The organism is Phaeobacter porticola, from assembly GCF_001888185.1.
Lineage (GTDB): Bacteria > Pseudomonadota > Alphaproteobacteria > Rhodobacterales > Rhodobacteraceae > Phaeobacter > Phaeobacter porticola.
In genome coordinates this window covers 197,531-222,673 of record NZ_CP016364.1, presented here as the reverse complement: position 1 = coordinate 222,673, position 25,143 = coordinate 197,531, and the positions used below count along the sequence as shown (strand labels likewise).

The 25,143-nt window shown below is 58.3% G+C and carries 16 protein-coding genes; 8 read left to right on the top strand and 8 right to left on the bottom strand.

From position 1 onward, the window contains the following. Positions 1 to 52: 52 nt before the first annotated feature. Both cueR and PhaeoP97_RS00940 read right to left on the bottom strand, forming a co-directional pair. Positions 53 to 496, bottom strand: coding sequence for a Cu(I)-responsive transcriptional regulator (cueR, locus tag PhaeoP97_RS00945; RefSeq protein ID WP_072503477.1), 444 nt, complete (start codon positions 494 to 496; stop codon positions 53 to 55). Beyond that, positions 493 to 3,009, bottom strand: a complete 2,517-nt coding sequence (locus PhaeoP97_RS00940; RefSeq protein ID WP_072503476.1) for a heavy metal translocating P-type ATPase — start codon at positions 3,007 to 3,009, stop codon at positions 493 to 495. The genes cueR and PhaeoP97_RS00940 overlap by 4 nt, the downstream gene beginning before the upstream one ends. A gap of 335 nt (positions 3,010 to 3,344) precedes the next feature. Between PhaeoP97_RS00940 and PhaeoP97_RS00935 the strand changes: the two genes are divergently transcribed. Both PhaeoP97_RS00935 and PhaeoP97_RS00930 read left to right on the top strand, forming a co-directional pair. Then, positions 3,345 to 4,460 carry an S-(hydroxymethyl)glutathione dehydrogenase/class III alcohol dehydrogenase gene (locus PhaeoP97_RS00935; RefSeq protein ID WP_072503475.1) on the top strand — a complete coding sequence of 372 codons (1,116 nt, stop codon included), beginning with the start codon at positions 3,345 to 3,347 and terminating at the stop codon, positions 4,458 to 4,460. 162 nt (positions 4,461 to 4,622) lie between these two features. Next, on the top strand, positions 4,623 to 5,288 hold the full coding sequence (locus PhaeoP97_RS00930; protein WP_072503474.1) for a GntR family transcriptional regulator: 666 nt from the start codon (positions 4,623 to 4,625) through the stop codon (positions 5,286 to 5,288). Between the two features lie 17 nt (positions 5,289 to 5,305). Here PhaeoP97_RS00930 and PhaeoP97_RS00925 read toward each other — a convergent pair whose 3' ends face one another. Genes PhaeoP97_RS00925 through PhaeoP97_RS00915 form a run of 3 tightly spaced genes read right to left on the bottom strand, consistent with a single transcriptional unit; the run spans position 5,306 to position 10,094 of the window. Next, positions 5,306 to 6,814, bottom strand: a complete 1,509-nt coding sequence (locus PhaeoP97_RS00925) for a SpoVR family protein (RefSeq protein WP_072503473.1) — start codon at positions 6,812 to 6,814, stop codon at positions 5,306 to 5,308. Continuing rightward, positions 6,801 to 8,138 carry a YeaH/YhbH family protein gene (locus tag PhaeoP97_RS00920; RefSeq protein ID WP_072503472.1) on the bottom strand — a complete coding sequence of 446 codons (1,338 nt, stop codon included), beginning with the start codon at positions 8,136 to 8,138 and terminating at the stop codon, positions 6,801 to 6,803. Before PhaeoP97_RS00920 ends, PhaeoP97_RS00925 begins: the two co-directional genes overlap by 14 nt. Positions 8,139 to 8,159: 21 nt before the next feature. Next, complete coding sequence (locus tag PhaeoP97_RS00915; RefSeq protein WP_072503471.1) at positions 8,160 to 10,094, bottom strand: PrkA family serine protein kinase; 1,935 nt, start codon at positions 10,092 to 10,094, stop codon at positions 8,160 to 8,162. Positions 10,095 to 10,788: 694 nt separating this feature from the next. Here PhaeoP97_RS00915 and PhaeoP97_RS00910 point away from each other — a divergent pair. The 4 genes from PhaeoP97_RS00910 to PhaeoP97_RS00895 all read left to right on the top strand — a co-directional run bounded on the left by PhaeoP97_RS00910 (position 10,789) and on the right by PhaeoP97_RS00895 (position 19,409). After that, positions 10,789 to 14,472: an Ig-like domain-containing protein gene (locus PhaeoP97_RS00910; protein WP_072506238.1), complete on the top strand. Its 3,684-nt coding sequence runs from the start codon at positions 10,789 to 10,791 to the stop codon at positions 14,470 to 14,472. A 103-nt stretch (positions 14,473 to 14,575) separates the two neighbouring features. Beyond that, a complete protein-coding gene (locus PhaeoP97_RS00905) occupies positions 14,576 to 15,880 on the top strand; it encodes a TolC family protein (RefSeq protein WP_072503470.1) in 1,305 nt (434 codons plus the stop codon). Next, positions 15,877 to 18,243, top strand: a complete 2,367-nt coding sequence (locus tag PhaeoP97_RS00900) for an ATP-binding cassette domain-containing protein (protein ID WP_072503469.1) — start codon at positions 15,877 to 15,879, stop codon at positions 18,241 to 18,243. The genes PhaeoP97_RS00905 and PhaeoP97_RS00900 overlap by 4 nt, the downstream gene beginning before the upstream one ends. Beyond that, a complete protein-coding gene (locus PhaeoP97_RS00895; protein WP_072503468.1) occupies positions 18,240 to 19,409 on the top strand; it encodes an HlyD family type I secretion periplasmic adaptor subunit in 1,170 nt (389 codons plus the stop codon). Before PhaeoP97_RS00900 ends, PhaeoP97_RS00895 begins: the two co-directional genes overlap by 4 nt. 250 nt (positions 19,410 to 19,659) lie before the next feature. Here the strand turns inward: PhaeoP97_RS00895 and PhaeoP97_RS00890 are convergent, their stop codons facing one another. Then, the gene (locus PhaeoP97_RS00890) at positions 19,660 to 20,373 is read right to left on the bottom strand and encodes a trypsin-like serine peptidase (protein WP_072503467.1); all 714 of its coding nucleotides are present in this window, start codon (positions 20,371 to 20,373) and stop codon (positions 19,660 to 19,662) included. A gap of 455 nt (positions 20,374 to 20,828) precedes the next feature. After that, positions 20,829 to 22,085: an MFS transporter gene (locus PhaeoP97_RS00885; RefSeq protein ID WP_072503466.1), complete on the bottom strand. Its 1,257-nt coding sequence runs from the start codon at positions 22,083 to 22,085 to the stop codon at positions 20,829 to 20,831. A 79-nt stretch (positions 22,086 to 22,164) separates the two neighbouring features. On the opposite strand from PhaeoP97_RS00885, the gene PhaeoP97_RS00880 reads away from it, so the two are divergent. Next, the gene (locus tag PhaeoP97_RS00880) at positions 22,165 to 22,578 is read left to right on the top strand and encodes a helix-turn-helix domain-containing protein (protein ID WP_072503465.1); all 414 of its coding nucleotides are present in this window, start codon (positions 22,165 to 22,167) and stop codon (positions 22,576 to 22,578) included. 22 nt (positions 22,579 to 22,600) lie between these two features. Here PhaeoP97_RS00880 and PhaeoP97_RS00875 read toward each other — a convergent pair whose 3' ends face one another. Continuing rightward, a complete protein-coding gene (locus PhaeoP97_RS00875; RefSeq protein ID WP_083570286.1) occupies positions 22,601 to 23,683 on the bottom strand; it encodes a YihY/virulence factor BrkB family protein in 1,083 nt (360 codons plus the stop codon). Between the two features lie 111 nt (positions 23,684 to 23,794). On the opposite strand from PhaeoP97_RS00875, the gene PhaeoP97_RS00870 reads away from it, so the two are divergent. Beyond that, positions 23,795 to 25,123, top strand: coding sequence for a dihydrolipoyl dehydrogenase family protein (locus PhaeoP97_RS00870; protein ID WP_072503464.1), 1,329 nt, complete (start codon positions 23,795 to 23,797; stop codon positions 25,121 to 25,123). Positions 25,124 to 25,143: the final 20 nt, after the last annotated feature.

Sequence of the window (25,143 nt, the reverse complement as noted above, 5' to 3'; positions counted from 1 at the left end):
GCGAACGATGGGGCAGCTGCTCAAGGCGTATGGCACGGCAAGGTCACCCGTCTTATACACCGCCCTTGTCGGTCTGTTCAGCCACAGTCGCTGCGCTCAGGTCCCTGCCGGACAATTGCGATAGGTCACGCAAAATTGGGCAATCCGGCCGATTGTCACCGGCGCAGCAAGTCACCAGTTCCGACAGGGTATCGCGCATGGCCTGAAGATCGCTGATCTTGGCATTGATCTTGTCCAGATGCTCTTGGGCGAGCCGTTTCACATCTGCGCTGGCACGGCTTTCATCCTCGTAAAGAGCCAGCAACGTACGGCAATCCTCAATTGTGAAGCCAAGCGCCCGTGAACGGCCCAAAAAGGCCAGCTTATGCAAATCAGTCTCAGCAAAGCAGCGATAGCCGTTCTCGCTACGGCGCGGCTTGATCAGGCCAATATCCTCATAGTAGCGGATTGTCTTGGCAGGTAACCCCGAACGGGCAGCCACATCACCGATATTCAAGGTCGCACCTCCTCCAGTGTTGGTTCGGCCAGCACATTTGTGGCCGTATCCCCTTGATCTAATCCAGACCGCATTCGACGCAAGCGCAGCGCGTTGCTTAGGACAAAAACACTGGACAGCGCCATCGCCCCGGCAGCAAGCCCCGGCGACAGCAATGGGCCACCAAAGGGCACCAATAGACCCGCAGCGACAGGCACCAGCAAGATATTATAACCAAATGCCCAACCGAGGTTCTGGCGGATATTGCGCATCGTCGCCCTGCTCACGGTGATCGCATTGGCCACCCCACGCAGATCGCCGGACACCAAAACGATGTCCGCAGTCTCAATTGCGACATCCGTACCAGTACCAATCGCAATGCCAACATCCGCCGCCGCGAGGGCTGGTGCGTCATTGATCCCATCCCCAACAAAGGCCAGTGTACCATGCTCCCGCTGCAAAGCCTCCAGTGCGGTCACCTTGTCACCGGGCAGACAATTGGCCTCAACGATGTCGATACCCAGATCATCGGCAATGGCCCGCGCAGTCTTAGGCCCATCACCTGTCAGCATAGCCACCTTGAGCCCACGAGAGACCATGGCCTCAACCGCAGCCCGGCTGCCGGGTTTGATCGGATCAGTCACGGCTGCCAGCCCCGCAAGCTGCCCATTCACCGCGGCAAAAAGCGTCGTCGCACCGGTCGCCGCGAGGTCGTCTGCCTCGGCCTCAAAAGGCTGGCAAGCAATTCCCTCACGTTGCATCAGGCGCGCCGCGCCAATCAGGATTTGCCGCCCCGCAACTTTTGCGCGCAAGCCAAAGCCAGGGATCGCCTCGACATCTGTCGCGGCGGGCAGGTCCGGTCCCGCTGCTGCCACAATGGCGCGCGCGATCGGGTGTTCTGACTGCGCCTCTGCCGCCGCCAACAAGGGCAACAATGTCGCGCGATCGAACCCTTCGGCGCATCGCAGCACGGTCAAGGTCGGGCGCCCTTGGGTCAGGGTGCCGGTCTTATCCAGCGCAACAATGCTGGTCTCCTGCAGGCGCTGAAGCGCGTCTCCCTTGCGAAACAACACCCCCATCTGGGCCGCACGCCCGATCCCGACCATGATAGAGGTCGGCGTCGCCAATCCCATGGCACAGGGGCAGGCAATGATCAGCACCGACACACCAGCCACCAAGGCAAGTGGCAAAGCCGGTGCGGGGCCAAACAACAGCCAAGCGGTCACTGTCAGCGCAGCAATTGCAATGACGGCGGGCACAAACCACAAGGTGATCCGGTCCACCAGTGCCTGCACCGGCAGTTTCGCCCCCTGCGCCTGTTCAACCATGCGGATGATCTGCGCCAGCAGCGTATCCGCCCCGACATGGGTTGCACGATAGTCCAGCACTCCGGCGCCGTTGATGGTCCCCGCGTTCAGCTGATCGCCCGCGCGCTTCTCATTCGGGACGGGTTCACCAGTTATCATGCCTTCATCGACATAGGACCGTCCGCTCAGAACCAGGCCATCAACGGCAATCCGCTCTCCTGGGCGGGCACGCACGTGATCACCCTCACGCAGATCCACAACAAGACGCTCTTCAGTTTGGTTCGCGACGACAACAAGTGCGGTCTTGGGCTGTAGCCCGACCAAGGCCCGGATCGCAGCACCAGTGCGCCCCTTCGCACGCGCTTCCAACCAGCGGCCCAGCAGGATCAATGTGACGATCACTGCCGCTGCCTCATAGTAGACATTGGCGGTGCCGACGGGCAGCAGCCCCGGTGCGAAGGTTGCCACAACCGAGAACCCATAGGCCGCCGCCGTGCCAATGGCAACCAGCCCATTCATGTCAGGCGCCGCACGCATCAGCGCCGGAACGCCCAGACGATAGAACCGAAGCCCGGGCCCGAACAAAACAAGCGTGGTCAGCATAAATTGCAATATTTGACTATTGCCAGTGCCGATAGTGCCGACAATCCAATGATGCAGCCACGGCAACATATGGCCGCCCATCTCGATCACAAAAACTGGCAGGGTCAGCGCGGCGGCCCACAGCACCTGACGACCAAGCAGGCGAATTTCGCCCTGCTTTTCGATCTGGCGACTTTGCGCACCATCAATGTCGGCGGTAAGACGTTTCGCCGGGTATCCGGCTGCCTCGCTTGCATGCAAGACATCATCCGGAGCCAGACTACCGGCCAAATAGACGACGTGCGCCCGCTCCTGAGCCAGGTTCACATGTGCCGCAATAACGCCTGGAACTGCGCGCAACGCCCGCTCAACCCGGCCGACACAACCGGCACAGCTCAGCCTGCTGACCTGCACATCCAACGTCGTTTCCGCCGCAGGGTAGCCCGCAGTTGCAAGGGCATCGCGTAAATCCGCAACATCCGTGTCACCTTGCCAGCTCACATACGCCCTGCCATTGGCCAGATTGACTGTGGCTTTAGTCACGCCATCAACGGTCGCCAGCGCCCGCTCTGCGCGACCAACACAGCCTGCGCAATTTAAGCCAGTGACCTCCAAATTCAACTCTCTGGTATCCGACTCCGACATTAACGTGACCTTTTTCTAGATCGTCTGGTGAATGTTCTCATACAGATATGGGGCTTCCAGTCAGGGGAAGGTCAAGGGCAGATCACCGGATTATTTCATCTCACTACGCGCCCTGCGAAAGACGGCCCTCGGTAGGCAAACAATCTGATGACGGGAACGAAGATCACGCTGTCGTATTCTTCTGCGGCAGGACAGGCCGGTATCGCTAGACTCAAGGCTGCAAGAAATAATCATTAGGCGGCGGCTGGCGGTTTGCGCCCCACAACCGGGTCTGCCAATATGCACCCCAGCGCAACTGGCGCCTGCCGTCACTGACAGAACAAAGGAATTTCACCATGATACGCACCCGCGCAGCTGTGGCCGTTGCCCCCGGAAAGCCGCTGGAGATTATGGAAGTAAACCTCGAAGGCCCGAAAAAGGGTGAGGTGCTGGTCGAAATCAAGGCAACAGGCTTGTGCCACACGGATGAGTTCACCCGCTCAGGCGATGATCCCGAAGGCATCTTTCCTGCGATTCTGGGCCATGAAGGCGCAGGCATCGTGGTCGAAGTTGGCGAAGGTGTGACCAGCCTGGAGGTCGGCGATCACGTGATCCCGCTCTACACCCCTGAATGCCGAGAATGCGAATACTGCCTGAACCCAAAGACCAACCTCTGTCAGGCCATCCGCTCGACCCAGGGTGCGGGTCTGCTGCCCGACGGATCGACCCGTTTCTCGATGTTGGATGGCACTCCGATCCACCATTACATGGGCTGTTCGACCTTTGCCAACCACACCGTGGTGCCGGAAATCGCGCTCGCCAAGATTCGCAAAGACGCTCCGTTTGACAAGGTTTGCTACATCGGCTGCGGCGTCACCACCGGTATCGGCGCTGTGATCAACACCGCTAAGGTGGAAATCGGTTCACGCGCAATTGTCTTTGGGCTCGGCGGTATCGGTCTGAATGTGATCCAAGGTCTGCGGCTGGCCGGTGCGGACCAGATTATTGGCGTCGATCTCAACCCTGGTAAGGTCGAGATGGCCACGCGTTTTGGCATGACCGATTTCGTGAACCCTTCCGAAGTTGACGGCGATCTGGTCGCGCATCTGGTTGAGCTGACCAAGGGGGGCGCGGATTACACCTTTGATGCCACCGGCAATGTAAATGTGATGCGCACCGCGCTTGAGGCCGCTCACAAGGGTTGGGGTGAAAGCATTATCATTGGCGTTGCCCCCGCTGGTGCCGAAATCTCCACGCGGCCTTTCCAGCTGGTCACTGGTCGCAGCTGGCGCGGCACCGCCTTTGGTGGCGCGGCCGGCCGTACCGATGTGCCCAGAATCGTAGATTGGTACATGGACGGCAAAATCGAGATTGATCCGATGATCACCCACAAGCTGTCCCTGGACGAGATCAACCACGGTTTTGAACTGATGCACGAAGGCAAGTCGATCCGTGCGGTCGTCGAATTCTAATCGTTCTTTCTCGTCAAGGTATCGACGCAGGCCCACGGGCCTGCGTTTTGCATTTCTGGGCCATGCTCTTCGCACCCCCAGTAGGTTGCCTGCAGCAGAGACTAGCCTATCGGTTGAAGCAAAGGCATACTCAACACGACACTCCCATGACAGAGACCCTCATTGAAACTACAGGCCGTCGATATCTCCAAAACAGAATCCGCCGCGACGATTATCTTTCGCGCGCTGCGCAAAGCAATCATTAAGGGCGAGCTGACGGACGGGACCCCCCTGCGGCAGGATGAGATTGCGAAAGCGTTTCACACCTCACGATTTCCAGTACGAGAAGCCATAACGCGCCTGGAGCAACAAGGGCTGGTCACCACGCAGCGCTACAAGGGCGCAGTGGTTGCAACCTTATCTATGCAGGATGCTGCCGAGATCTTTGAACTGCGGGCAAAGCTGGAGGCCGATCTCATGCGTGCTGCTGTTGCGCGCATGACGGACGATGTGATTTCACAAGCGGCTGCTCATTTGGATGCATTTTCAGCCTGCGGCGATCCGATGCAATGGGGCACGCTAAACCGACAATTCCACGGAACGCTCTATAGCGTCAGCGGCATGCCCTATCACATTGAGGTTGTCGAAACCGCCATGGATCGTATCGACCGATACATACGCGCCCAGCTGGTGCTGAGCGATGGCATGTCACGCAGTGAAGGAGAGCACCGCGCCATCCTGAAGGCCTGCCAAGACAGCGATGCCGATCTCGCGGCGCGGCTGACGGCCCAGCATATTCTGGCGGCCAAGACCTCGCTTGAGGATCAGCTGCGCACCCAGATGCCATAGCCGCGTTGCTGCCAACATTACGTCCCCGCGTCTACCGCCTCGAGGCTCACATCATAGCCCCACAGCCGCCGCAGATGCTTTAGCACTTCGTCTTTGTTTTCCTCCGACAAATGAATGCCGTCTCGCACGGTATGAGTTAATTTCAGTTCACGATCACCCTTTAAATTTGCGTCTGTAACCTGAATATCAGGCTCTAAATAGGCCAAATCATAGGAATGCGCGAGGTCGCGCCGGACTGAGCGATAGCCCTGACGATTGTGAATCTGGCTTACCAACAGGTGCGATTGATCCGCGTCATCCGCGAGCGTGAACAGTTTGAACTTGCGAATGAGATGCGGCGACAGGAACTGCTGGATAAAACTTTCATCCCGGTAATTGGCCCAGGCATCGCGCATCACCCGCCGCCAGTCCGGATCGCCTGCAAAGTCCGGGAACCATTCGCGATCCTCGTCGGTCGGCGCCTCACAGATGCGGCGAATGTCCTGCATCATGGCAAAGCCCAGCGCATAGGGGTTCATGCCGGAATAGCGCGGATCGTCATATTCCGGCTGCAGCACAACATTGGTATGGCTATGCATCATCTCCATATAGGCGCCTTCGGTCAGGCGCCCCTGCTCGAACAGCTTGTTGATGATGTAATAATGCACAAAGGTCGCGCAGCCTTCGTTCATGACCTTGGTCTGTTTTTGCGGGTAGAGATACTGCGCCAGCATCCGTACGATACGCAGGATCTCACATTGCCAAGGCTCTAACACCGGACTGTGTTTTTCAAGGAAATACAGCAGGTTTTCCTGCGGCAGGTTCATCAGCTTTCGGCGCGCGCTGAAAGGTTCATCCCTAATCTCTTCCAGCTTGTCCTGGCCCATGGTCGCATCAGTCCACAAATCCAGCACGCTTTGCCCGCTTTCATAGCCTTCGCGTACTTTTTGCATGGCGGCCAGCTCTTCGCTTGTGGGTTTTGGCGGGCGACCGTAACGGAACACCCCCTGCGACTGCAGCGCATGGGCAGCGTCAAGGATTTCCTCGACCGCGGTCAGCCCGTAACGTTCTTCGCAAGCGGCGATATAGTTCTTGGCAAATGCCAGATAATCATGAATCCCCGCCGCATCGGTCCACTGCTGGAACAGGTAGTTGTTCTTGAAGAAGTGATTGTGCCCAAAAGCGGCATGCGCCATCACCAATGTCTGCATCGCCATGGTGTTCTCTTCCATGTTGTAGCTGATGCAGGGATTGGAATTGATAACGATCTCATAGGCCAGCCCTTGCCGCCCCGTGCGGTACAGGGTTTCGTCACGCGCAAAATGTTTGCCAAATGACCAGTGCTGGTACATCAACGGCAGGCCGACGCAGGAATAGGCATCCAGCATCTGCTCGGCAGAGATGATTTCAATCTGGTTCGGATAAACATCCAGCCCAAGATCATTCAGCGCAATATCCTCGATCGCATCGCGAGCAGTTTCCAGCAGTTCAAAGGTCCATTCCGGACCGGTAAACAGAGGTTCTGCCACAGTATCAGCCGCCTGCATTCTGCGCCCCTTTTGCCTTGGGAAGAAAGAATTCCCGGAAAATCGGATAGATATGCGCGGGCTGCGACACACGCTGCATCTCAAAATGAGAGGCCTGCGCTTTGACCTGCCGGTAATTTTGCCACAGATCCTCACCTGCCTCGGGGTTACTCAGCAGCATCTCGGCGTTTTCATCGACAATCTCGACGTAGGCATAATACTGGCAAACCGGCAGCAGGTCCTCCAGCAGAAGCGCCTTGCAGCGCGCCGAGTCATTGCCGAAATTCTCGCCATCTGAGGCCTGTGCGCCATAGATATTCCATTCGTCCGGTGGATAACGCTCGTCGATGATCTCTTTCATCTTGTCGAGCGCGGTTGACACAATTGTTCCCCCGGTTTCGCGCGCATAAAAGAATGTCTCCTCGTCCACCTCTTGTGCGTGATGGGTATGTCGTACAAACACCAGTTCGGTGTGCTCGTAGCTGCGGGCCAAAAACAGATGCAGCAGCATGAAGAACCGTTTCGCCAGGTCCTTTTCCCGCTCCTGCATCGAGCCGGACACATCCATCAGGCAGAACACCACAGCGCGCGAGTTGCGGATCTTCTCAGGCACATGAGTGTCATAGCGCAGATCCAGCGGGTCGATATAGCCAACCACCCGGCGCTTACGCTCCAGCACCTCCATGCGGTGAAGCAGCTCCTCCAGGATCTTGTCCTGCGCCTCTGTCCGCTCAGTGAGTGCCTCCAGCTCAGCGATCTGTTCTTTCAGCTCCGCAATCGACCGAACAGATGGGCGCTGCAGCGCAATCCTGCGACCCAGAGAATTGCGCATCGTGCGCACAAGGTTGAGGTTGTTTGGCGTGCCAGCAGTGGTCAGCCCCGCCCGGCGCGTGCCAATGGTTTCAGTCTCTACAGTTGCCTTTTCGACCAGATCCGGCAGCTCCAGCCCATCAAACAGAATCTCCAGGTACTCGTCACGCGTCAGGGTAAAGGAGAATTCATCCGCGCCCTCACCGTCCTCGGACGCCTGTTTGCCGCCCTCGCCGGCGCCCCCCTGTGGTCGCTTCAATGTGTCACCGACAATGAATTCCTTATTGCCCGGCAACACGTGGCGACGTCGGCCACCCTTGGAGGAATGGTGGAACCTAGGTTCTTTTAGCCCACGTGTCGGGATGGTCACCTTTTCACCCTCGGCAGGAACACCGCCACCATCTTTGATGGATTTCTCCTTCACCGATTTGTCAACGCGCTCCTTGATGCTCTCTCGGGCGCGCTTGAGGAACCGTTGCCGGTTCCCCAAGCTTTTGCCCTTGGGATTGGCGCGCCTGTCAATAAAATGATGCATCTGGCACCCGCCCTTTTGCTGTTAACCCGCCTTGTTGACCCGCATGTACCATTCCACCAGACGCCGGACCTGCCGGTCGGTGTAGCCATGGCTGCGCATCCGCTCGACGAACTCTTGATGCTTACCTTCGGTTTTGCTGTCCTTTTTGCTGCCAAAGGAAATCACCGGCAGCAGCTCTTCGACCTGGCTGAACATGTGTTTTTCAATGACATCGCGCAGTTTCTCGTAGGAGTTCCAAGCCGGATTTGATCCCGTGTTCGCACGATGACGCAGGGCGAATTTCACCACTTCGTTGCGGAAATCCTTGGGATTTGCGATGCCAACGGGTTTTTCAATCTTGCTGAGCTCTGCATCCAGAACCTCGCGATCATAGAGCTGGCCTGTATCGGGGTCCTTGTAATCCTGCTCTTCTATCCAGGCATCCGCATATGAGATATAGCGGTCAAACACGTTTTGCCCGTATTCGGTGTAGCTTTCCAGATAGGCCTTCTGGATTTCATTGCCGATAAACTCTTCATAGCGCGGCGCCAGTTCTGTCTTGATAAAGGCAAGATATTTGGCCTCTGTTTCGGCCGGAAACTGTTCGCGCTTGATCATCTGTTCCAGCACATACATCAGGTGCACGGGATCTGCTGCCACCTCATCTGTGTCAAAATTGAACGTGGTCGACAGCACTTTAAAGGCAAAGCGCGTGGAAATCCCATTCATGCCTTCATCAACGCCAGCGCGATCCTGATACTCCTGAACGGTCTTGGCCTTGGGGTCGGTGTCTTTCAGGCTTTCGCCATCATAGACCCGCAGCTTGGAATAGAGGTTGGAGTTCTCATGCGGTTTCAGCCGCGTCAGAACCGAGAACCGGCTTAGGATCTTTAGGGTTTCTGGCGCGCAGGGTGCCGCAACCAATTCGCTGTGTTCGATCAGCTTGTCGTAGATCTTTGCCTCTTCCGAGACACGCAGGCAGTAAGGCACCTTCACTATCGACACTCGGTCAATAAAGGCTTCGTTGTTCTTATTGTTCTTGAACTGCTGCCATTCACTTTCATTGGAATGCGCAAGGATCAGGCCGGTAAACGGAATGGCGCCAAAGCTCTCTGTCCCCATGTAGTTGCCTTCCTGCGTCGCCGTCAGCAGGGGGTGCAGCATCTTGATCGGCGCCTTGAACATCTCCACGAATTCCAGAACACCCTGCGTCGCACGATTGAGACCGCCAGAGAAGCTGTATGCATCCGGGTTGTCCTGGCTGAAGTGTTCAAGCTGGCGAATATCAACCTTGCCCACCAGGGTGGAGATGTCCTGATTGTTCTCGTCGCCCGGTTCAACCTTGGCAACGCAGATCCGGCGCAGCCGCGATGGATACAGGCGGACCACAGAGAACTTATTGATGTCGCCGCCAAATTCATCCAGCCGCTGCACAGCCCATGGGGACATCAGACCAGGCAGACGATGCTGCGCGATCCCGTATTCCTCCTTGAGCAGTTTGCCCATGCGAAGGGGATCAAAGAGACCAAGCGGGCTCTCAAAAATGGGTGACAGTTCTTCGCCAGCCTTCAGCACATAAATCGGCTGCTCTTCTACCAGCCGCTTCAGGCGCTCCGCGAGTGAAGATTTACCGCCCCCAACCGGGCCAAGCAGATAGAGAATTTGCTTGCGCTCTTCCAACCCCTGTGCGGCGTGACGGAAATACCCCACGATCCGTTCAATCGTGTCCTCCATCCCGTAGAAGTCCTTGAAGGCGGCGTAGCGTTTGATGGTACGGTTTTGGAAGATCGGGCCAAGTCTCGCGTCCTTGGACGTATCAACGAGTTCCTCTTCGCCAATCGCCTTGAGCATACGCTCGGCGACATTGGCATACATGCTGGGATCATCGCGACAGGCGTTCAGATAGTCCTGCAGCGACATCTCCTGCTCACGCGTTTCGCCATATTGTTCGGCAAAAAGTTCGGCAATGTCTTTCATCTGGCTCTAGCCTCCTTGTTACTGCGCGCCGGTCCTCCTGGGGTCTAAGATCGCACACAGACAGAGGGCGCCCAGCGCGAGGGCCAAGGAATGTCCGCGTGAAAATATTCGTCTGAATTCTGCTCGGCGCCGGATCCGGCGATACAAGAACAGCGGGTCACTCTGAGCGGTGACATTCCAGCTGCTGCCTAGCTTTCGGCGTCGTATACTTAGGATCAACTCTACACCAATTATGCCCTCGATCCTATCTGAAACTGGTGTCTTTTTGGTTAATTACCAGTGCGTTTTAATAGAACACTTGTTCACACATCAGCGATTTACACGTGACCCAGCCCGTAAAAACTACGCTCAACCTGTACCGCCAACTATGCAGCGCGCTCCCAATAGGGCCTTAGATACAAGGCCCGCAAACATCAGAGCGCAGCACAAACAGATGGCAAACGATTCCCTTACGTCAACCAAAGGCAATCATTAACAAAAACCGATGCATAAACTTCGATGCAATTTGACTACAAATTAGCCACACCCCGACGTTTTCGGTAAAAATCCGCTCATCAAAACCTAGACAAGGTCACTGGGAAGGCAGCAATATGGCGTCAATATGGTCGCGGAGACGGCCGATGGGCAAAACAATGCAGGCTACCTCGGCGCTATAATTCCGGCGCTTTGGTCTTTTGACGAGCGGTATATAAAAATGAGTACGGTTGGATACATCGTCCGCGACATGGCGGGCACCAAACAGCATGGTACATCTGCTGACACTCCTCAGGCGACAATTTCGACGGCACAGGCGAAAGACATTTCGCTTAACCTTGGCCCGTCTGATGTCGAAAGCTATGCGCGGCGCGGCCAGGATCTACATATTACCCTGATCGACGGTCAGGTCGTGGTGCTGGATGATTTCTTCAACACCGGTGCCACCGGCGGCAAAAACCTGTTCCTCAGCGAAGAGGGCAACTTCATCGAGGTGGTCTTGGAGGACCGCACCGACGGTATGCTTTATGCCAGCTACGAGCCGCTGGACCTAAGCGGCAAGTGGAGCGCCTATGATGATATGGTGTTCCTTGACGTGGAGCGTATCGAACCGGTTGTCGCACCTCTCGTTGCACCGCTGATTGGCGGCCTTGGCACTGCCGGTGCCGCAGCTGGCGTCGTTGGTGCCGCCGCAATCGTTGGCGGTGGTGGCGGCGGCGGTGGTGGCGGCGGCGCGGTCACACCAACCGTCGACAACCCCGATGCAACCTACCCTGTGGCAGGCTCCACGACCGAGGACGTGATCGTCAGCGGCACCGGCGCGCCAGGGTCCACAGTCGACGTGACACTTGGCACCATCACAGAAACGGTCACTGTGAAAGATGACGGTACGTGGGTTGCGAATTTCCCGGTAACCAACCTGCCCCCGGATGGCTCTTACGAGACCACGGTCCATGTCAAGGACCCAACGGGCACCGAATTTGATCTTGATGGCCCGTCGGTCATCATCGACACCACACCGCCTCCGATCGCTGTCAACACCGTCGAAGGCGACGACCATATCAACTATATCGAAGTGGCCGACGGCGTTGTGATCAACGGCACCGGCGAAGCTGGCGCCAGTGTTAGCGTGGTTTTCCAAGGCGTGACCCGCACCACCACTGTGGCTGAAAACGGCACATGGTCGGTCAACTATAGCGTGAACGAAGTGGCGACGGGCATCTACAGCTCCACCATCGAAGTCACCAGCGCCGATTCCTTTGGTAACACCAGCACGACCACGCATACCGTAGACGTCGACACCGAAACCCGCGTGACGATCAATACCCAAGTTGGCAATGATCACATGATCAGCGGCGCCGAGCAGGCAGCCGGCATCACTCTCACCGGCACTGCTGAAGCCGGGTCGACTGTTGTGGTGACATTCCAAGGCGTCAGCCGCACCGTAACCACGGACGCGCAGGGCAATTGGTCGGCAAGCTATCTCAGCTCCGAAATCGCGACAGGCACCTACGATGCAAGTGTCTCTGCTGTGTCCACAGACACCAATGGCAACACCAGCTCGACCTCCACCACAATCCCGGTGGATACTGAAACCACAGCGTCTTTGGATGCGGTGCAGGCTGGTGACAATGTGATCTCAGCCCCAGAAGTGGCCAGCGGCGTGTCTCTTACCGGCAAAGCTGAGGCGGGCGCGACTGTTGCCGTGACGCTTGAGGGCACCACCCATACCGTGACCGCGGATGCACAGGGTAACTGGAGCGCGGATTTCGCCAGCAGCGAGATCCCGGCTGGTGAATATGATGCCAGTGTCTCTGTCACTGCGACCGATGCGCTTGGCAATACGGCCTCGACCACCGGCACCGTCCGTGTGGACACCGAGACCACGGTGGCGCTCAGCAACCCGCTGGCGGGTGACAACCTTATCAACGCGACCGAGGCCAACAACGGCCTGGATCTGACCGGCACCGCCGAGGCAGGCGCCAGCGTTGTGGTACAGCTGGGCAATGCAACCCGCACGGTGACCGCCAATGCCCAAGGCCAGTGGTCAGCAACTTTTGCAGGCTCAGATATCGCTGATGGCACCTATGACACCACGGTGACAGCCACTGCGACCGATATCTACGGCAACACGGCCTCGACCAGCAGTCAGATACGCGTGGACACCACGACCAGTGTTGGGCTTGATAGCGGACAGGCCGGTGGCGACGATCTTCTGAACGGTGCCGAAGCCGCAGGCGGTCTGACCTTGACCGGCACCGCCGAGGCAGGCGCCTCCGTTGCTGTTACCTTCCAGGGCATCACCCGCACCGTGACCGCCGATGCACAGGGCCGCTGGAGTGCACCCTATACTGCGGGCGAGATCACCCAGTCGGCCACCCCCTACGACTCGCCAATCAGCGTCACCGCAACCGATGCCGCAGGCAATAGTGAGAGCACCTCGGGCACTTTGCGCGTCGATACCTCGACTACGGTCAGCATCGACGCCAATCAGGCGGGCGGCGACAACATCGTCAATGCCGCTGAGGCGCAGGCCGGTGTGACGCTCACAGGCTCTGCTGAGCCGGGCTCCAGTGTGGAGGTCACTGTCGCAGGTGTGACCCGCACTGCCACCGTCGCCTCCAATGGCACCTGGAGCGCGCTCTTCGAGCCGGGCGCATTGGCTGCCGGCGAATACAATACCTCGGTCACAGTGTCGTCAACGGATGCGGCGGGTAACACCGCTTCGGCCTCCTCTGCCCTCCGGGTAGACACCGTTGCAGGCACTGTGGCGCTATCTCCCGACCCGATCGAGATCGACGACGTGATCAACGCGGTCGAACGTGCCGACGGTGTCGAAATCAGCGGCACCGCCACGCCAGGCCTGACCGTGACGGTCGGTCTTGGCGCCGCAAGCCGCCAGGTGGTCGCTGATGGAAACGGCAACTGGGCCACCACATTCCCGGCAACCGAAATCCCGACGGGCACCCAGACGCTGCCAATCACCGCTTCCATCGTTGATGACGCAGGCAACACAGCAAGTGTCTCTGACACCGTTGCACTCGATACCGAAGTGGTGCCTTTGACGGTTCAGCCGAACCAGACGTCCGACGACATCGTCAACAAGGCGGAACAGATTGCAGGCACCACCCTGTCGGGCACGGTCGAGGCAGGCTCTACGGTTGCTGTCACCATCGGCGCGATCACCAATAACGCGACGGTTGATGCCTCCGGGAACTGGAGCGTGACCTTCTCTGATGCGGATCTGCCCGACGGCACCTATACCGCAACGGCCACCATCCGTGCCACAGACGCCGCCGGCAATGAACGCAGCACTGTTGAGCAGTTCTCCGTCGATACCGAAGTTGGCGCCGCGACCATCAACACGGTCACAGAATCGAGCAGTGGGATCGTCCGGCTGGAAACGCTGGATGCGACCGACAATTATTCTGTCAATACGCTCAATCCGAATGGCACCATGGGGTCCCCTGCTGCGTCCAAAACCGTCGATCCTATCGACGGAACGGAATTCCGCTTTGGCACTGCTATTCCGGATGGGACGCATCTTGTGCTGTCGCGCAACGACGCGGTCGGCAATACCTCAAGCACGCTTGTGGTCTTTGACGACAATGCGACCAATGCAGGCTCACTGGATCACGCGGCCCTTGGCCAGTTCAACGTGGACGATCTGAACCTGCACTATGCATCGGATGTCAGCCTGACCCTGAACGAATCCGCTATCAAAGCGCTGTCCGGCAATTCGGACACGCTCACGATCCGGGGCGACAACAACGACACCATCACCCTGGCCGGCGGCAATGCAGGTGGTACCCGTCAGATCGACGGCGAGACCTTCAATGTCTATACCATCGGCAACGATGGCACGACGCTGATTGTCGATCAGGACGTGCAGGTGGTTCTCTGATCCACAAGGGTCAAGCGGGGGCCGATTTGGCGCTGGCCATTTTGGCCCCCGAGACAAATACCCGGCAACAAGGGTAAGGACACAGGCGATGCGAGGGGGCAGAATGCAACTGGGACGACCCATTGGCGCGGTGGCACTGTTGTGCTGCCTGTCGGCCTGCATGCAGTCCCTGCCCTTTGCCAAGCCCGGCGAAGGCACCGAAACGGACGTCAGCCGTCGCGCCAGCAGCTTTGCCCAGCCAGATGCCGAGAACCCCTCTGTTGTGATCTCAAATCTAATGCAGCGTCAGTCGCTGCTGGAAGATGGCAGCATCTATGACACTGTCGCTCAGGCGGCAATTTCCGCTTCTGCCCGTGCCTCAGAAGCGGAACTGACCAGCGCCAAACTGCGCGCCGAAGCCAAGGCAAAAAACTGGCTGCCGACGCTGGGGCCGTCAGTCAGCCTTACGGATCTGGGCGATCTGGTGGCTGGAATTCTGATCGAGCAGGTTCTCTTCGACAATGGCCGGCGCAAGGCGGAGCGCGCCTTTGCCGCCGCAGATGTCGAAGTGGCCGCCGTGAACCTGTCAATTGACATGAACAGCCGGGTCGAAAGCGCGCTTGGGCTTTATGTCTCGGGGCTGCGCGGCACGGAAAAGGCGGCCGCTGGCACCCGCGCCCTGTCGCGCATGTATGAGTTTGAGCGCATTGTCCGCGGACGTGTGGAGGGGGGCGTTTCTGATCGCTCTGACCTCAACGTTGTGCAGAGCAAGATCAACGGCATACGATCGGCTATCGCCACTGCCAATGATGCCACCTCTACCGCCAATGCAGAGCTGAAAGCGCTGACCGGGCAGCACTTTGCTGAAAAGCCAAGCCGCCTGCAATTGGCCACGCCGCCCGAGGGCGGTCAATATCTGACAATCCTAAAAGCCGAGGCCGAAGCCACACGCAGCGTCGAGCAGGCCAAGATGGAACGCGCAGGCCTGTTGCCGCAGGTCTCCGCGGCCGGGAATGTGACCTCTGACGGGTCTGGTGCTGGTCTGACCTTGGATCTGGCGCAACCCTTTGGCCTTGGCACGCCAGCCGCACTGAAGGCGATTGAAGCCTCAAAAGAAATCGCCAAACGTCAGGTTTCTGAGGTCGAAGAAGACGCACGGCGCGATTTCAGCCGCCAGATGCAGCGCCTCGCCTCTTATCGCAGGCAGGAGGCCGAAGCCGCAGCGCTGGCGCAGACCAGCCGCGAGACGTACCGCCTGTTTCAGGCACAGTTTAAAGCCGGGCAACGCTCGGTTATGGATGTGGTGTCCCTCTACGAAGAGGTGGTACGCCGCGAACAAGCTCATATCGACGCGAAATACGAAGTTGTATTGATCCAGCTGGCGCTGGCGCGGGATATGGGGCTTTTGGCAGATGGTGACCGGATTTGAGCAACTCCAACCGCCCGACCGATGACACGGTGCTGCGGCCCGTTCCCCCGGCACCCCGCGCGCCAGACGATGCCGCACGCCCAAGCAGCGGCAAACCCGTATTACGCGCGATTGAGACCCAGTCAGCCCCGCATCTGGCACCGGCTGCTGCGGCCCCGGCCCCACAGGCCGGCGCACCTACGCCGCCGGTTGCGGACCTTGATCTGACTGGGCTGCTTGAGGACGGATCGGTCGGAGAAGTCAGCGCGCTGATCGAAGACGCCACTGCGCGTATTCAGCACCGTGCCGCCCTGATCGCCACCTTTGCGTCGCTGAAAGGCACAAACGTGCCACTGAGCGACATCGCAGAATACATGTGGCGCAATGATCCCGGCGATGTCTCTGTCGACTCCCTGGCCAAGGCTTTGCAGACCACAGGTATGCAGGCCCAGATCAGCCATCAGGTGCCACTCACCCCTGAGAGTTGGCCAGCACTGGCCATGATGAACAACGGGCAATGTGTGCTTGTCCTGTCGCAGACACGCGAGACCATCAGCATCTATGACACCACCTGTGCCGATAATCGCGCCGAGGTGCCGCTGGCTGAGTTTGGCCCCTATTTCACAGGCACCACGCTGGGCGCGCGCAATTCGCTAAAGCAGATTGCCGCCCGACATACCCCGCAACTGGAAAGCGACCACTGGTTCTGGGGCGAATTCCCGAAGTACCGCCGTCAGGTGGGTGAGATCATGCTTGGCTCGCTGGTGGCCAATATTCTGGCCGTCTCTGTCGCGCTGTTCTCCTTGCAGGTCTATGACCGGGTCGTACCGCATCAGTCCCATGCCACCCTCTGGGTTCTGGCGTTTGGAGCGTTCCTTGCGATCATGCTGGAAGCGCTGTTGAAACTGGCCCGCGCCCGGCTCACCGATGCTGCCGGACGCCAGATTGAACTCTCGGTTCAGAACAATCTGATGCGGCGACTGATCGGGATGCGGTCGGACAAAAAACCGCTGCCGCCTTCCGGGCTGTTTGCCGCGATGCGCGATTTTGGATCGGTGCGCGAGTTCTTTACCTCGACCACCATTTCAACATTGGCTGACATTCCGTTCATTGCCGTGTTCCTGCTGCTGGTCGCATCAATTGCCGGCCCGATTGTCTGGATCATTATCGCCGGCGGCATCCTGATGCTGTTACCTGCCTATTTCATGCAGAAACGCATGATCACCCTGACCCGCCAGACTCAAGGCGCCAATGCCAAGGCTGGTCGCCTTCTGCATGAGGTGGTGAACGAACTTGATACGCTCAAGAGCCAGCGTGGCGAAGATCGCGTCTTGCGCCTCTGGGATGAGTTGAACACCCTGTCCACCCACGCCGCAACCGAACAGCGCCGCCTGTCCAGCGCCCTGACCCATTGGTCGCAGGGTGTGCAGCAAGCCACCTACATCGGATCGGTTGTTGTCGGCACTCTGATGGTCTTTGCCGGTGAGTTCACGGTTGGTACCATCATTGCCACCGGTATCCTGACCAGCCGCACGCTGGCCCCGTTGACGCAATTTGCGGCCACGTTGGCCCGTTGGAGCAACGTCAAAGGCGCACTGGAAGGCCTGGATGCCATCGCCAATTCTGCTCAGGAAAAAGAAGACGAACGCTCTTACCTGCGGCGTGACAGCCTGGAAGGGCGGTTTGAGCTGCGCGAAGTCATGTTCCGCTACGACGAAGACGGCGCACCAACACTGGACGTACCGGGTGTTGCCGTGACACCGGGTCAGCGCGTCGCCGTGCTGGGCGTCAACGGATCGGGCAAATCCACGCTGCTCAAGCTGATGTCAGGTCTCTACGTCCCGGATCGTGGCCGGGTGATGATAGACGGCACCGACATGACCCAGATCGACCCGCGCGATCTGCGCCGTCATATCGGCTATCTTAGCCAGGATGTACGCCTATTTGCGGGCACCCTGCGCGAGAACCTCAACCTCAACCAGCTGGAGCGCGACGATGATCGGCTGATGACCGCACTGGATTTTGCTGGTCTTGGCGCGCATGTGCGCAATCACCACAAAGGTCTCGATCTCGAGATTTTCGACGGTGGTGGCGGCCTTTCGATCGGTCAGCGCCAGTCCATCGGCTGGGCACGACTGTGGCTGCAGAACCCGTCGATTGTCTTGCTGGACGAACCCACTGCGGCGCTGGACCAGACACTGGAACGCACATTGGTCAGCCGCCTGGAAACATGGCTGGAAGGCCGCACAACCGTGATCGCCACCCATCGCATGCCAATCCTGTCGCTGACAAACCGCACTTTGATCCTTCAATCCGGTCGCATGGTCGTAGACGGTCCGCGTGATCAGGTTCTGGCGCATCTCGCAGCAGGTGAAGGCAAATGACCTCGACCGGCTACGATCTTCGCGAAACCTCGCGTGGGGCCAGCCGGATCATCTATCTGGTTGCCGGTGCGCTGGTCGTGTTTCTGCTTTGGGCAAGCTTTGCTTGGGTAGATGAAATCGTGCGCGCGGATGGCGAGGTTGTCTCCTCCTCACGATCCCAGATCGTCCAGAACCTTGAGGGCGGTATTCTTGCCGAACTGCACGTGCATCAGGGTGATGTGGTCAAAGCGGGACAGATCCTCGCACGGCTTCAGGACACCAAGTTTCGGGCAGCCGCCGATGATCTGCAAGACCGGATCGACGCGCTGGAGATCAAGCAATACCGGCTAGAAGCTGAACTGGAAGGCGCGTTTGACTTTAACGTGCCTGAGGAATTGGCAGAACGCTCGCCGGGCATCTATACCTCTGAACGCGCCCTTTTGAATGCCCGCCAGACTGATTTTACCAGCCGCCGCGCCAGCGCCCGCGAGATCCTCGACCAACTGAAAGACGAGCTGGCCAATATGCAGCGTCTGCACAAGAAAGAGATCGTTGCCCTGATTGAGGTCAATCGCTCCCAAAAAGCGGTGAGCGACGCTCAGGCAAAATACAATGAGATTGGCACCCAGTCCGAACTGGAACTGGCAGAGGACTACTCCAAAACGCTGCGAGACTTAACATCGCTGCGTCAAGAATTGCGTCTGGCCACCGACCAGCTAAGCCGGACGGTGATCACCTCCCCCATGGCAGGGATCGTCAACAGTCTGGCGGTCACAACTATTGGCGGCGTCATCCGCCCCGGTGAGGAAATCGTCGAGATCATTCCCCTTGGGGAAGAGATGTTTGTCGAGGCACGGGTTAAGCCTGAGAATATTGCGAGCGTTCAACCCGGTCAGGACGCCACGATCAAGCTATCCGCCTATGATTACACCATCTACGGATCACTGCGCGGCAAGGTGGATTTTGTGTCAGCCGATACGTTCGAGGACGAGCGCAATCCGCGTGCTGAACCGTACTATCGCGTCACGGTTAAGGTGGATCGAACGAAGTTCACCGAACGCCAGCAAGCCATCGAAATTCGCCCCGGCATGCGCGCCACCGCCGAGCTGCAAACCGGCAGCAAGACAATCCTCAAGTATATGCTGAAGCCGCTATACAAATCACGCGAAGCCTTCCGCGAACCCTAGGCACGGGTTACCGCCCACACGCGCTCTGTTTTAGTCTTCTGGCTGTCGTCCAAGACACCCTTCCGCTCCGATATTGCGATACAGGGCTTTCTGGTCTGTCTGTTCAAAACGATAGTTTCAGCCTGATCATAACCATCATCGCGTCTCTATCGGGTATTGCCCATCTCGGGCGAGGTATTGGCAAAGGAATGCGTCAGCAGGATCTGCTCGACCGGTCTAGGATGCCGGTTTGCCCTGCGTCGTCATCCAATCAGCTGGCCGAGCGCATCATGGCCAATACGGTGCGGTCAAACGATGTCCCAATCGACACGCGACGGTTCCCCATTTCAGCCTTGGCTGAGATGACCGAGACCAACCGTGGCATCCGCCCAGGTACAACATCGAACACCGGCGCGCCAGAGGCACCAAAATCAACCCGGCAGGTCATCACCACGACGTGTTCCTGACGTGCCAAGACATAGCAATCCTGTTCCAGATTAGGACGGTTTTGCTGCGCCCCTGAATACGACAGCACCTCAACCGTAGCACCGCGCGCCGGACGATTTGCCAGTTCAAACGGCTGGATCATCTGGCGGCTGATCGGTCGGTCCAGACGCAGAATGGCAATATCGCTGCCCAACTGTGTGTCACCGTGTTTCTGATATTGGTAACTCGGATGCACGACCGTCTTGGTTACCGACCGCGCAGCCTTGGCCCGGTTCCCGTTCAGGCCCGCTTCAAAGCGAATGCGCTCAGGGTTCACCTTGCGGCCCGTCTCAGGATTATAGACGCAATGTGCCGCCGTAACCACCAAATCGGGCGCCACCAAGGCCCCGGTACACATACTGCGCCCCGAAATGTTCAGCCGTCCCACGGCCTCCCATCCCACAACGGATTTGACGCTCGACTGCGGATCATCCGCAGCTGCGCCGTTTGGCATGCCAAATAGGAAGCATGCCGCAAAAGCAGCAAAAATGCGTTTCATCGCCCACTCCAAATTCCCACGCCAACACCTTGTTTCAAAGGTGCGGCTGGAATGAGACGCAAAACTGCCGAACATGGCCGAAACCATGGGCGAAATGAGACTGTTCTAACAAATCATAACCCCCCCGGGTGTGACGCCCTATCATCGCAAAAAAACCACAGAGAACCCACAGTTTCCGACACCCGCTCATTAACTTTTTTACAAGTTGTTAATTTTTATGGAAAATTATTGATTTCAGATTGCGATTTCAGAACCGCCGGTCCCGGCTGCACCAGCCAATGCGGCATCTCAGCGGCACGGTCGCCACATTCGCCCCCTCAGCCCTCAATCAGGTGCCCACTGGATGTGAAAAAAGGCCGAGCTGGGTTTCAAAAAACCAAAACTCGACCTTAACGCTCTGTTAGGAATTACCTGCGATATCTTAACGCGCGGTGGTGTGATGCTGCCAATTTGACCTATCTGGAGCGACGCTGCCCCCTCATTGGCTCAAGAAGAATCACCTTTAGCCAGGGAATCAGGGCCCACATCGCAGCGCCAAGCGCCAGACCGGCCAACAGCACAGCCGCCGCACGAAACACCCCCAGAAACCCGATTTCCGCAATTCCGGGAATGCTCACGACAGGCGATAGGATTTGCCCCAGGAACACAGCGGATGTCAGAACCCCGCCGACCATGCCACGACGGTGCGCTGGTGCGAGCGCCAGCGCCAAGGCCACAAAGTTCGGCATCACAGTGGCAAAACCGGCCCCGATCGCAACCGCAGCCACGCCCTGCTGGATACCGTCAGCACCAGCCGTCAGCAGCAGAAACCCACTGCCCATCAGCGCATACCCTAAGGCATACGCACCCGCGGCACCAAAGCTACGGTTGATCCGGACATATAATAGCGCCGCAAGCCCTCCGGACAGCGTAAGCGCCCCCAAGAGGCCGCCCGTCATCGCCGCATTGTCAGCCCCCTGAGACGCCAAAAAGAACGGCAGTTGCGTCGGCATCATAAAGAAGATGAGACTTGTGATCATCTGCAACATTGCCAGTCCAAGCAGCGGGATGTGCCACATGGCTGGTGCGGTCTGCTGTGGGTTGCCCCCACCAGTCGGCGCATTGGCATTTGCGGCGCTTTGGCGTGGCGGCTCGGGAATATGGCGCCAGATGACCGGCAACAACAAGATCGCCACCCCGTAGATCGCAAAGGGCAACCGTGGTGACATCAGGGCCAGCCATCCGGCAGAGGTGATAAAGATCAACCCGCCAAAGTTCCGCGCCGATGTCTGCAACCCCATCATTGAACGACGTGCATCGCCGGTAAAGAAATCCCCGATCAGCGCGGTCTGTGCGGTCATGATCAGGGCAACGGCCACGCCAAGCAGCAGCCGACTGGCCATTATTGCGCTGAGAGACGGCAGAACCGCACCTGCGGCACCAGACATGGCGAATAAGGCAATCCCTGCCAGCAGCATCCAACGCCGCCCGTAGCGATCCGCTATCAACCCCGCAATCGGTGCGCAAAACAGAACAGTCAACGACGGGGCAGAGACCAGAAACCGGGTCAAAAGCCCTACGTTCGGGGGGCCCGCGAACTCCCGCTCAATCCCGGGGAGCGCGGGGCTAATGGTGGCATTTGCCATGACGGTCAGCGTCGCGGCCAGCAGTAATGTGATCGCGCGGCGATCTTTCCAAACAACCGGAACGTCTGGGCGGGATAAGACAGACATGACGATCTCCTCTTGTGCTCTTTGATGACAAAAGGCAGTCTGCCACTTCATGTTAACTTGAGGTCAATAGGTATTCGAGATGCATCTCTATGATATCGGTGACGTCGCAACGCAAAGCGGACTCAGCCCAGCCACCCTGCGATATTATGAAGAAATCGGCCTGATCACATCGCTCAGCCGCAAAGGGCTACGTCGGCAGTTCGGCCCTGAAACGCTATTGCAGCTGTCGCTGATCGCCCTTGGCAAGGCGGCTGGTTTCTCGCTTTCGGAGATTTCGGGCATGTTCGGGGCCGATGGGCAACCGGATTTGCCGCGCCACGAGCTGCACACCCGCGCGGATCAATTGGACCAGCAGATCCGCAACATGACCACCTTGCGCGATGCCATGCGACACGTTGCGGACTGTCCCGCACCGTCACATATGGAATGTCCCACCTTCCAGCGCCTGATACGGGTAGCCCAACGCAACAAACCCACCGCGCCCAAAACCTAAGGCCGATTGTACAGACTATTGGTCATGCCGCCTGTGACGTACCGGACGCCGGATCATTCAGGTCAGAGGTTTTGTCTCTGGCAACCTTGCCTGCAGGGTCGGGTTGCACCATGTCCCGCCGTTCAGCATCGACCCCGGCCCCGAACAGAATCACAAACGCCGACAGCCACATCCATGTCAGCAGAACAATCACACCCGAAAGCGTACCAAAAGTCTCATTATAGCTGCCAAATGCCTGTACATAGAGGCTGAAGCCAATGCTTCCTACGACCCACAGGGTGCAGCTAAAAACCGCGCCAGGTGTGATCAGATGCCAACTATCCCCAGTGCGATCCGGCCCAAAGCGGTACAGCAACGAGATCCCGGCGATCCCAACCCCGAACATCAGCGGCCAACGCAGGACCTGTGTCAGAAGTGTCAACAAACGCGAGTCTCCGATCAGGGCAACCACAGCCGGGATTGCCGCAACGATCAGCAGCAACAGTAGGGCACCGACAATAGCAACAAAGGTGATTGCCACAGTCATCGCTTTCAGCACGATAAAGCTGCGCCCCTCCTTGGTGCCAAAGATCACATTCAGCCCTTGAATAACGCTGTCAGTCGCCCGCGATGCCGACCAAAGCGCAACCGCAGCCGAAATCGCCGCGGCCCAACCTAGGGACTCGGGTCGCGCGCCAGCAACTTGTACCAGCTGTTGGTTGACCAGTTCCGCGGCCGCAGGAGGTAGCAGACCTGTCAGCCAAGCGGATTGCGATGTGATCATTGCCGGATCAGCGATCAATCCAAACAAGGCAACCGCCGCCGTGATCCCAGGAAACACCGATAATAAACCGTAGAACGCAACACCGGCGGCCAACAGGCCACCGTGGGCGTCGCCCATTCGTGTCCAGGCCCGCCACATTATCCGCAGAGGCAACGGCAGCTTGGCTTTCCAACCAGTGAGCTGCCGGGACTGGTGGCTTTTGGTGCCTGCCCGTACAGTATTATGCCCAGACTGGCTGGTTGCCTTGACCTCAGCCGCCCCCGCTTCTGCCCCGTCAGTGGGCACCACGGTCGGGGTAGTTGCGGCAGATGCGCCCTCATCGGTGATAGGCTGGCTTGGCATGATGCGTCTCCTGTGCTGCTAACCCAACGCAATACCCCCCGAATTTGTTTCTTGGAACCTTACCCGGCACAGGCGGGTTGAGATTGTGACGCAGTCCAATCGGAGATTAAAATGAGCCATTTCACCCACCACCCCGCCGCCTCCCATGATCTCGTGGTGATTGGTGGAGGCTCCGGCGGGTTGGCCGCAGCCAAAGCCGCAGCGCGATTGGGCGCGTCAGTGGTGTTGATCGAACAGGCCGAATTGGGTGGAACCTGTGTAAATCGCGGTTGCACACCCAAGAAACTGATGTGGAAAGCTGCCTCACACCAACAAGGCCTGCGTGAGATGGAGAGCGTGAGCCTGACGGATGTGCCCAGCTTTGACTTTGCCACATTGCGCCGCCGCAGCGATGCCAAGATCGACAAGCTTAACCATCATTTCGAAGAAGAGCTGGAACAGGCCGGGGTCCGATTGTTGCGCGGACGTGCAGAAGTGGGCGAGGCAGGTCAAATCCATGCGGGCGGCGAAGTCTTTCAGCCAGGAAAACTACTTCTCGCCACGGGGGCCCGCCCGCGCATGCTGGATATCCCCGGCGGGGAGCTGGCCGCAACCAGCGATGATGTCTTTGGCTGGGATGATCTACCAGCCAGACTGCTGATCATCGGCGGCGGCTACATTGGGTGTGAGTTCGCAAGCATATTCGCGGCCTTCGGCAGCGAGGTTCACCTCATGACGGATGGTGAAAGGCTGCTTGACCAATTCCATGCCCCGGCCGTTGACTGCGTCCAGGCCGGGTTGAACAAGCAGGGCGTCAATCTTGGCTTCGGCATCAAACCGACGCAGATCGACTTTAACGGCACCATGTTCAAAGTGAGTTTTGACGACGGCAGTATTCAATATGCCGATCGCGTTATCGCTGCCATTGGCCGGATCCCGAACACGGATCAGCTTGGTCCCGGTCTTCAGGGGATCAAATGCGTGAAATCAGGTGCCCTCGCCATTGATACAAAGTTTCAGACATCCATTCCGGGCATCTATGCCATCGGCGACGCCGCAGACCGGCTTCCGCTGACCCCGGTTGCCACCCGCGATGGTGCCTGCTTTGCCGCGCAGCATTTTGGAGACAACGCCGATCAGATAGATCTCAATCTTGTGGCGACTTCGGCATACACACTGCCGCCGATATCACAGGTGGGCCGCCTAGAGGCTGATCACGACGATGGCGAGACCATCTCCAACCTGTCCAGCGATGTGCTGGACGATGGAACTGCTGCGCATTCCTTTTTCGCCGCTGCCTTTTCCGACAACGTTTTGAACGGTGTGGCTCTGATCAATCACGCAGGCCCGGACATGATTGCCCCATTCGCTGCGCTCATCGCCAGCGGTGCGACCGCTGAAGATATTGCAGCTGCCACTGGCATTCATCCGAGTTTTGGTGAGGAAACAGTTGGCCGGTAATCGACCAACTTCCTGACCTG

Bases quoted from the DNA above. Each gene is read 5' to 3' on its own strand.
- PhaeoP97_RS00880 (WP_072503465.1), top strand. From the start codon at position 22,165: ATGCATCTCTATGATATCGGTGACGTCGCAACGCAAAGCGGACTCAGC.
- PhaeoP97_RS00920 (WP_072503472.1), bottom strand. From the start codon at position 8,138: ATGCATCATTTTATTGACAGGCGCGCCAATCCCAAGGGCAAAAGCTTG.
- PhaeoP97_RS00890 (WP_072503467.1), bottom strand. From the start codon at position 20,373: ATGAAACGCATTTTTGCTGCTTTTGCGGCATGCTTCCTATTTGGCATG.
- PhaeoP97_RS00925 (WP_072503473.1), bottom strand. From the start codon at position 6,814: ATGCAGGCGGCTGATACTGTGGCAGAACCTCTGTTTACCGGTCCGGAA.
- PhaeoP97_RS00935 (WP_072503475.1), top strand. From the start codon at position 3,345: ATGATACGCACCCGCGCAGCTGTGGCCGTTGCCCCCGGAAAGCCGCTG.
- PhaeoP97_RS00895 (WP_072503468.1), top strand. From the start codon at position 18,240: ATGACCTCGACCGGCTACGATCTTCGCGAAACCTCGCGTGGGGCCAGC.
- PhaeoP97_RS00870 (WP_072503464.1), top strand. From the start codon at position 23,795: ATGAGCCATTTCACCCACCACCCCGCCGCCTCCCATGATCTCGTGGTG.
- PhaeoP97_RS00905 (WP_072503470.1), top strand. From the start codon at position 14,576: ATGCAACTGGGACGACCCATTGGCGCGGTGGCACTGTTGTGCTGCCTG.
- PhaeoP97_RS00885 (WP_072503466.1), bottom strand. From the start codon at position 22,085: ATGTCTGTCTTATCCCGCCCAGACGTTCCGGTTGTTTGGAAAGATCGC.
- PhaeoP97_RS00940 (WP_072503476.1), bottom strand. From the start codon at position 3,009: ATGTCGGAGTCGGATACCAGAGAGTTGAATTTGGAGGTCACTGGCTTA.
- PhaeoP97_RS00915 (WP_072503471.1), bottom strand. From the start codon at position 10,094: ATGAAAGACATTGCCGAACTTTTTGCCGAACAATATGGCGAAACGCGT.
- PhaeoP97_RS00910 (WP_072506238.1), top strand. From the start codon at position 10,789: ATGAGTACGGTTGGATACATCGTCCGCGACATGGCGGGCACCAAACAG.
- PhaeoP97_RS00875 (WP_083570286.1), bottom strand. From the start codon at position 23,683: ATGCCAAGCCAGCCTATCACCGATGAGGGCGCATCTGCCGCAACTACC.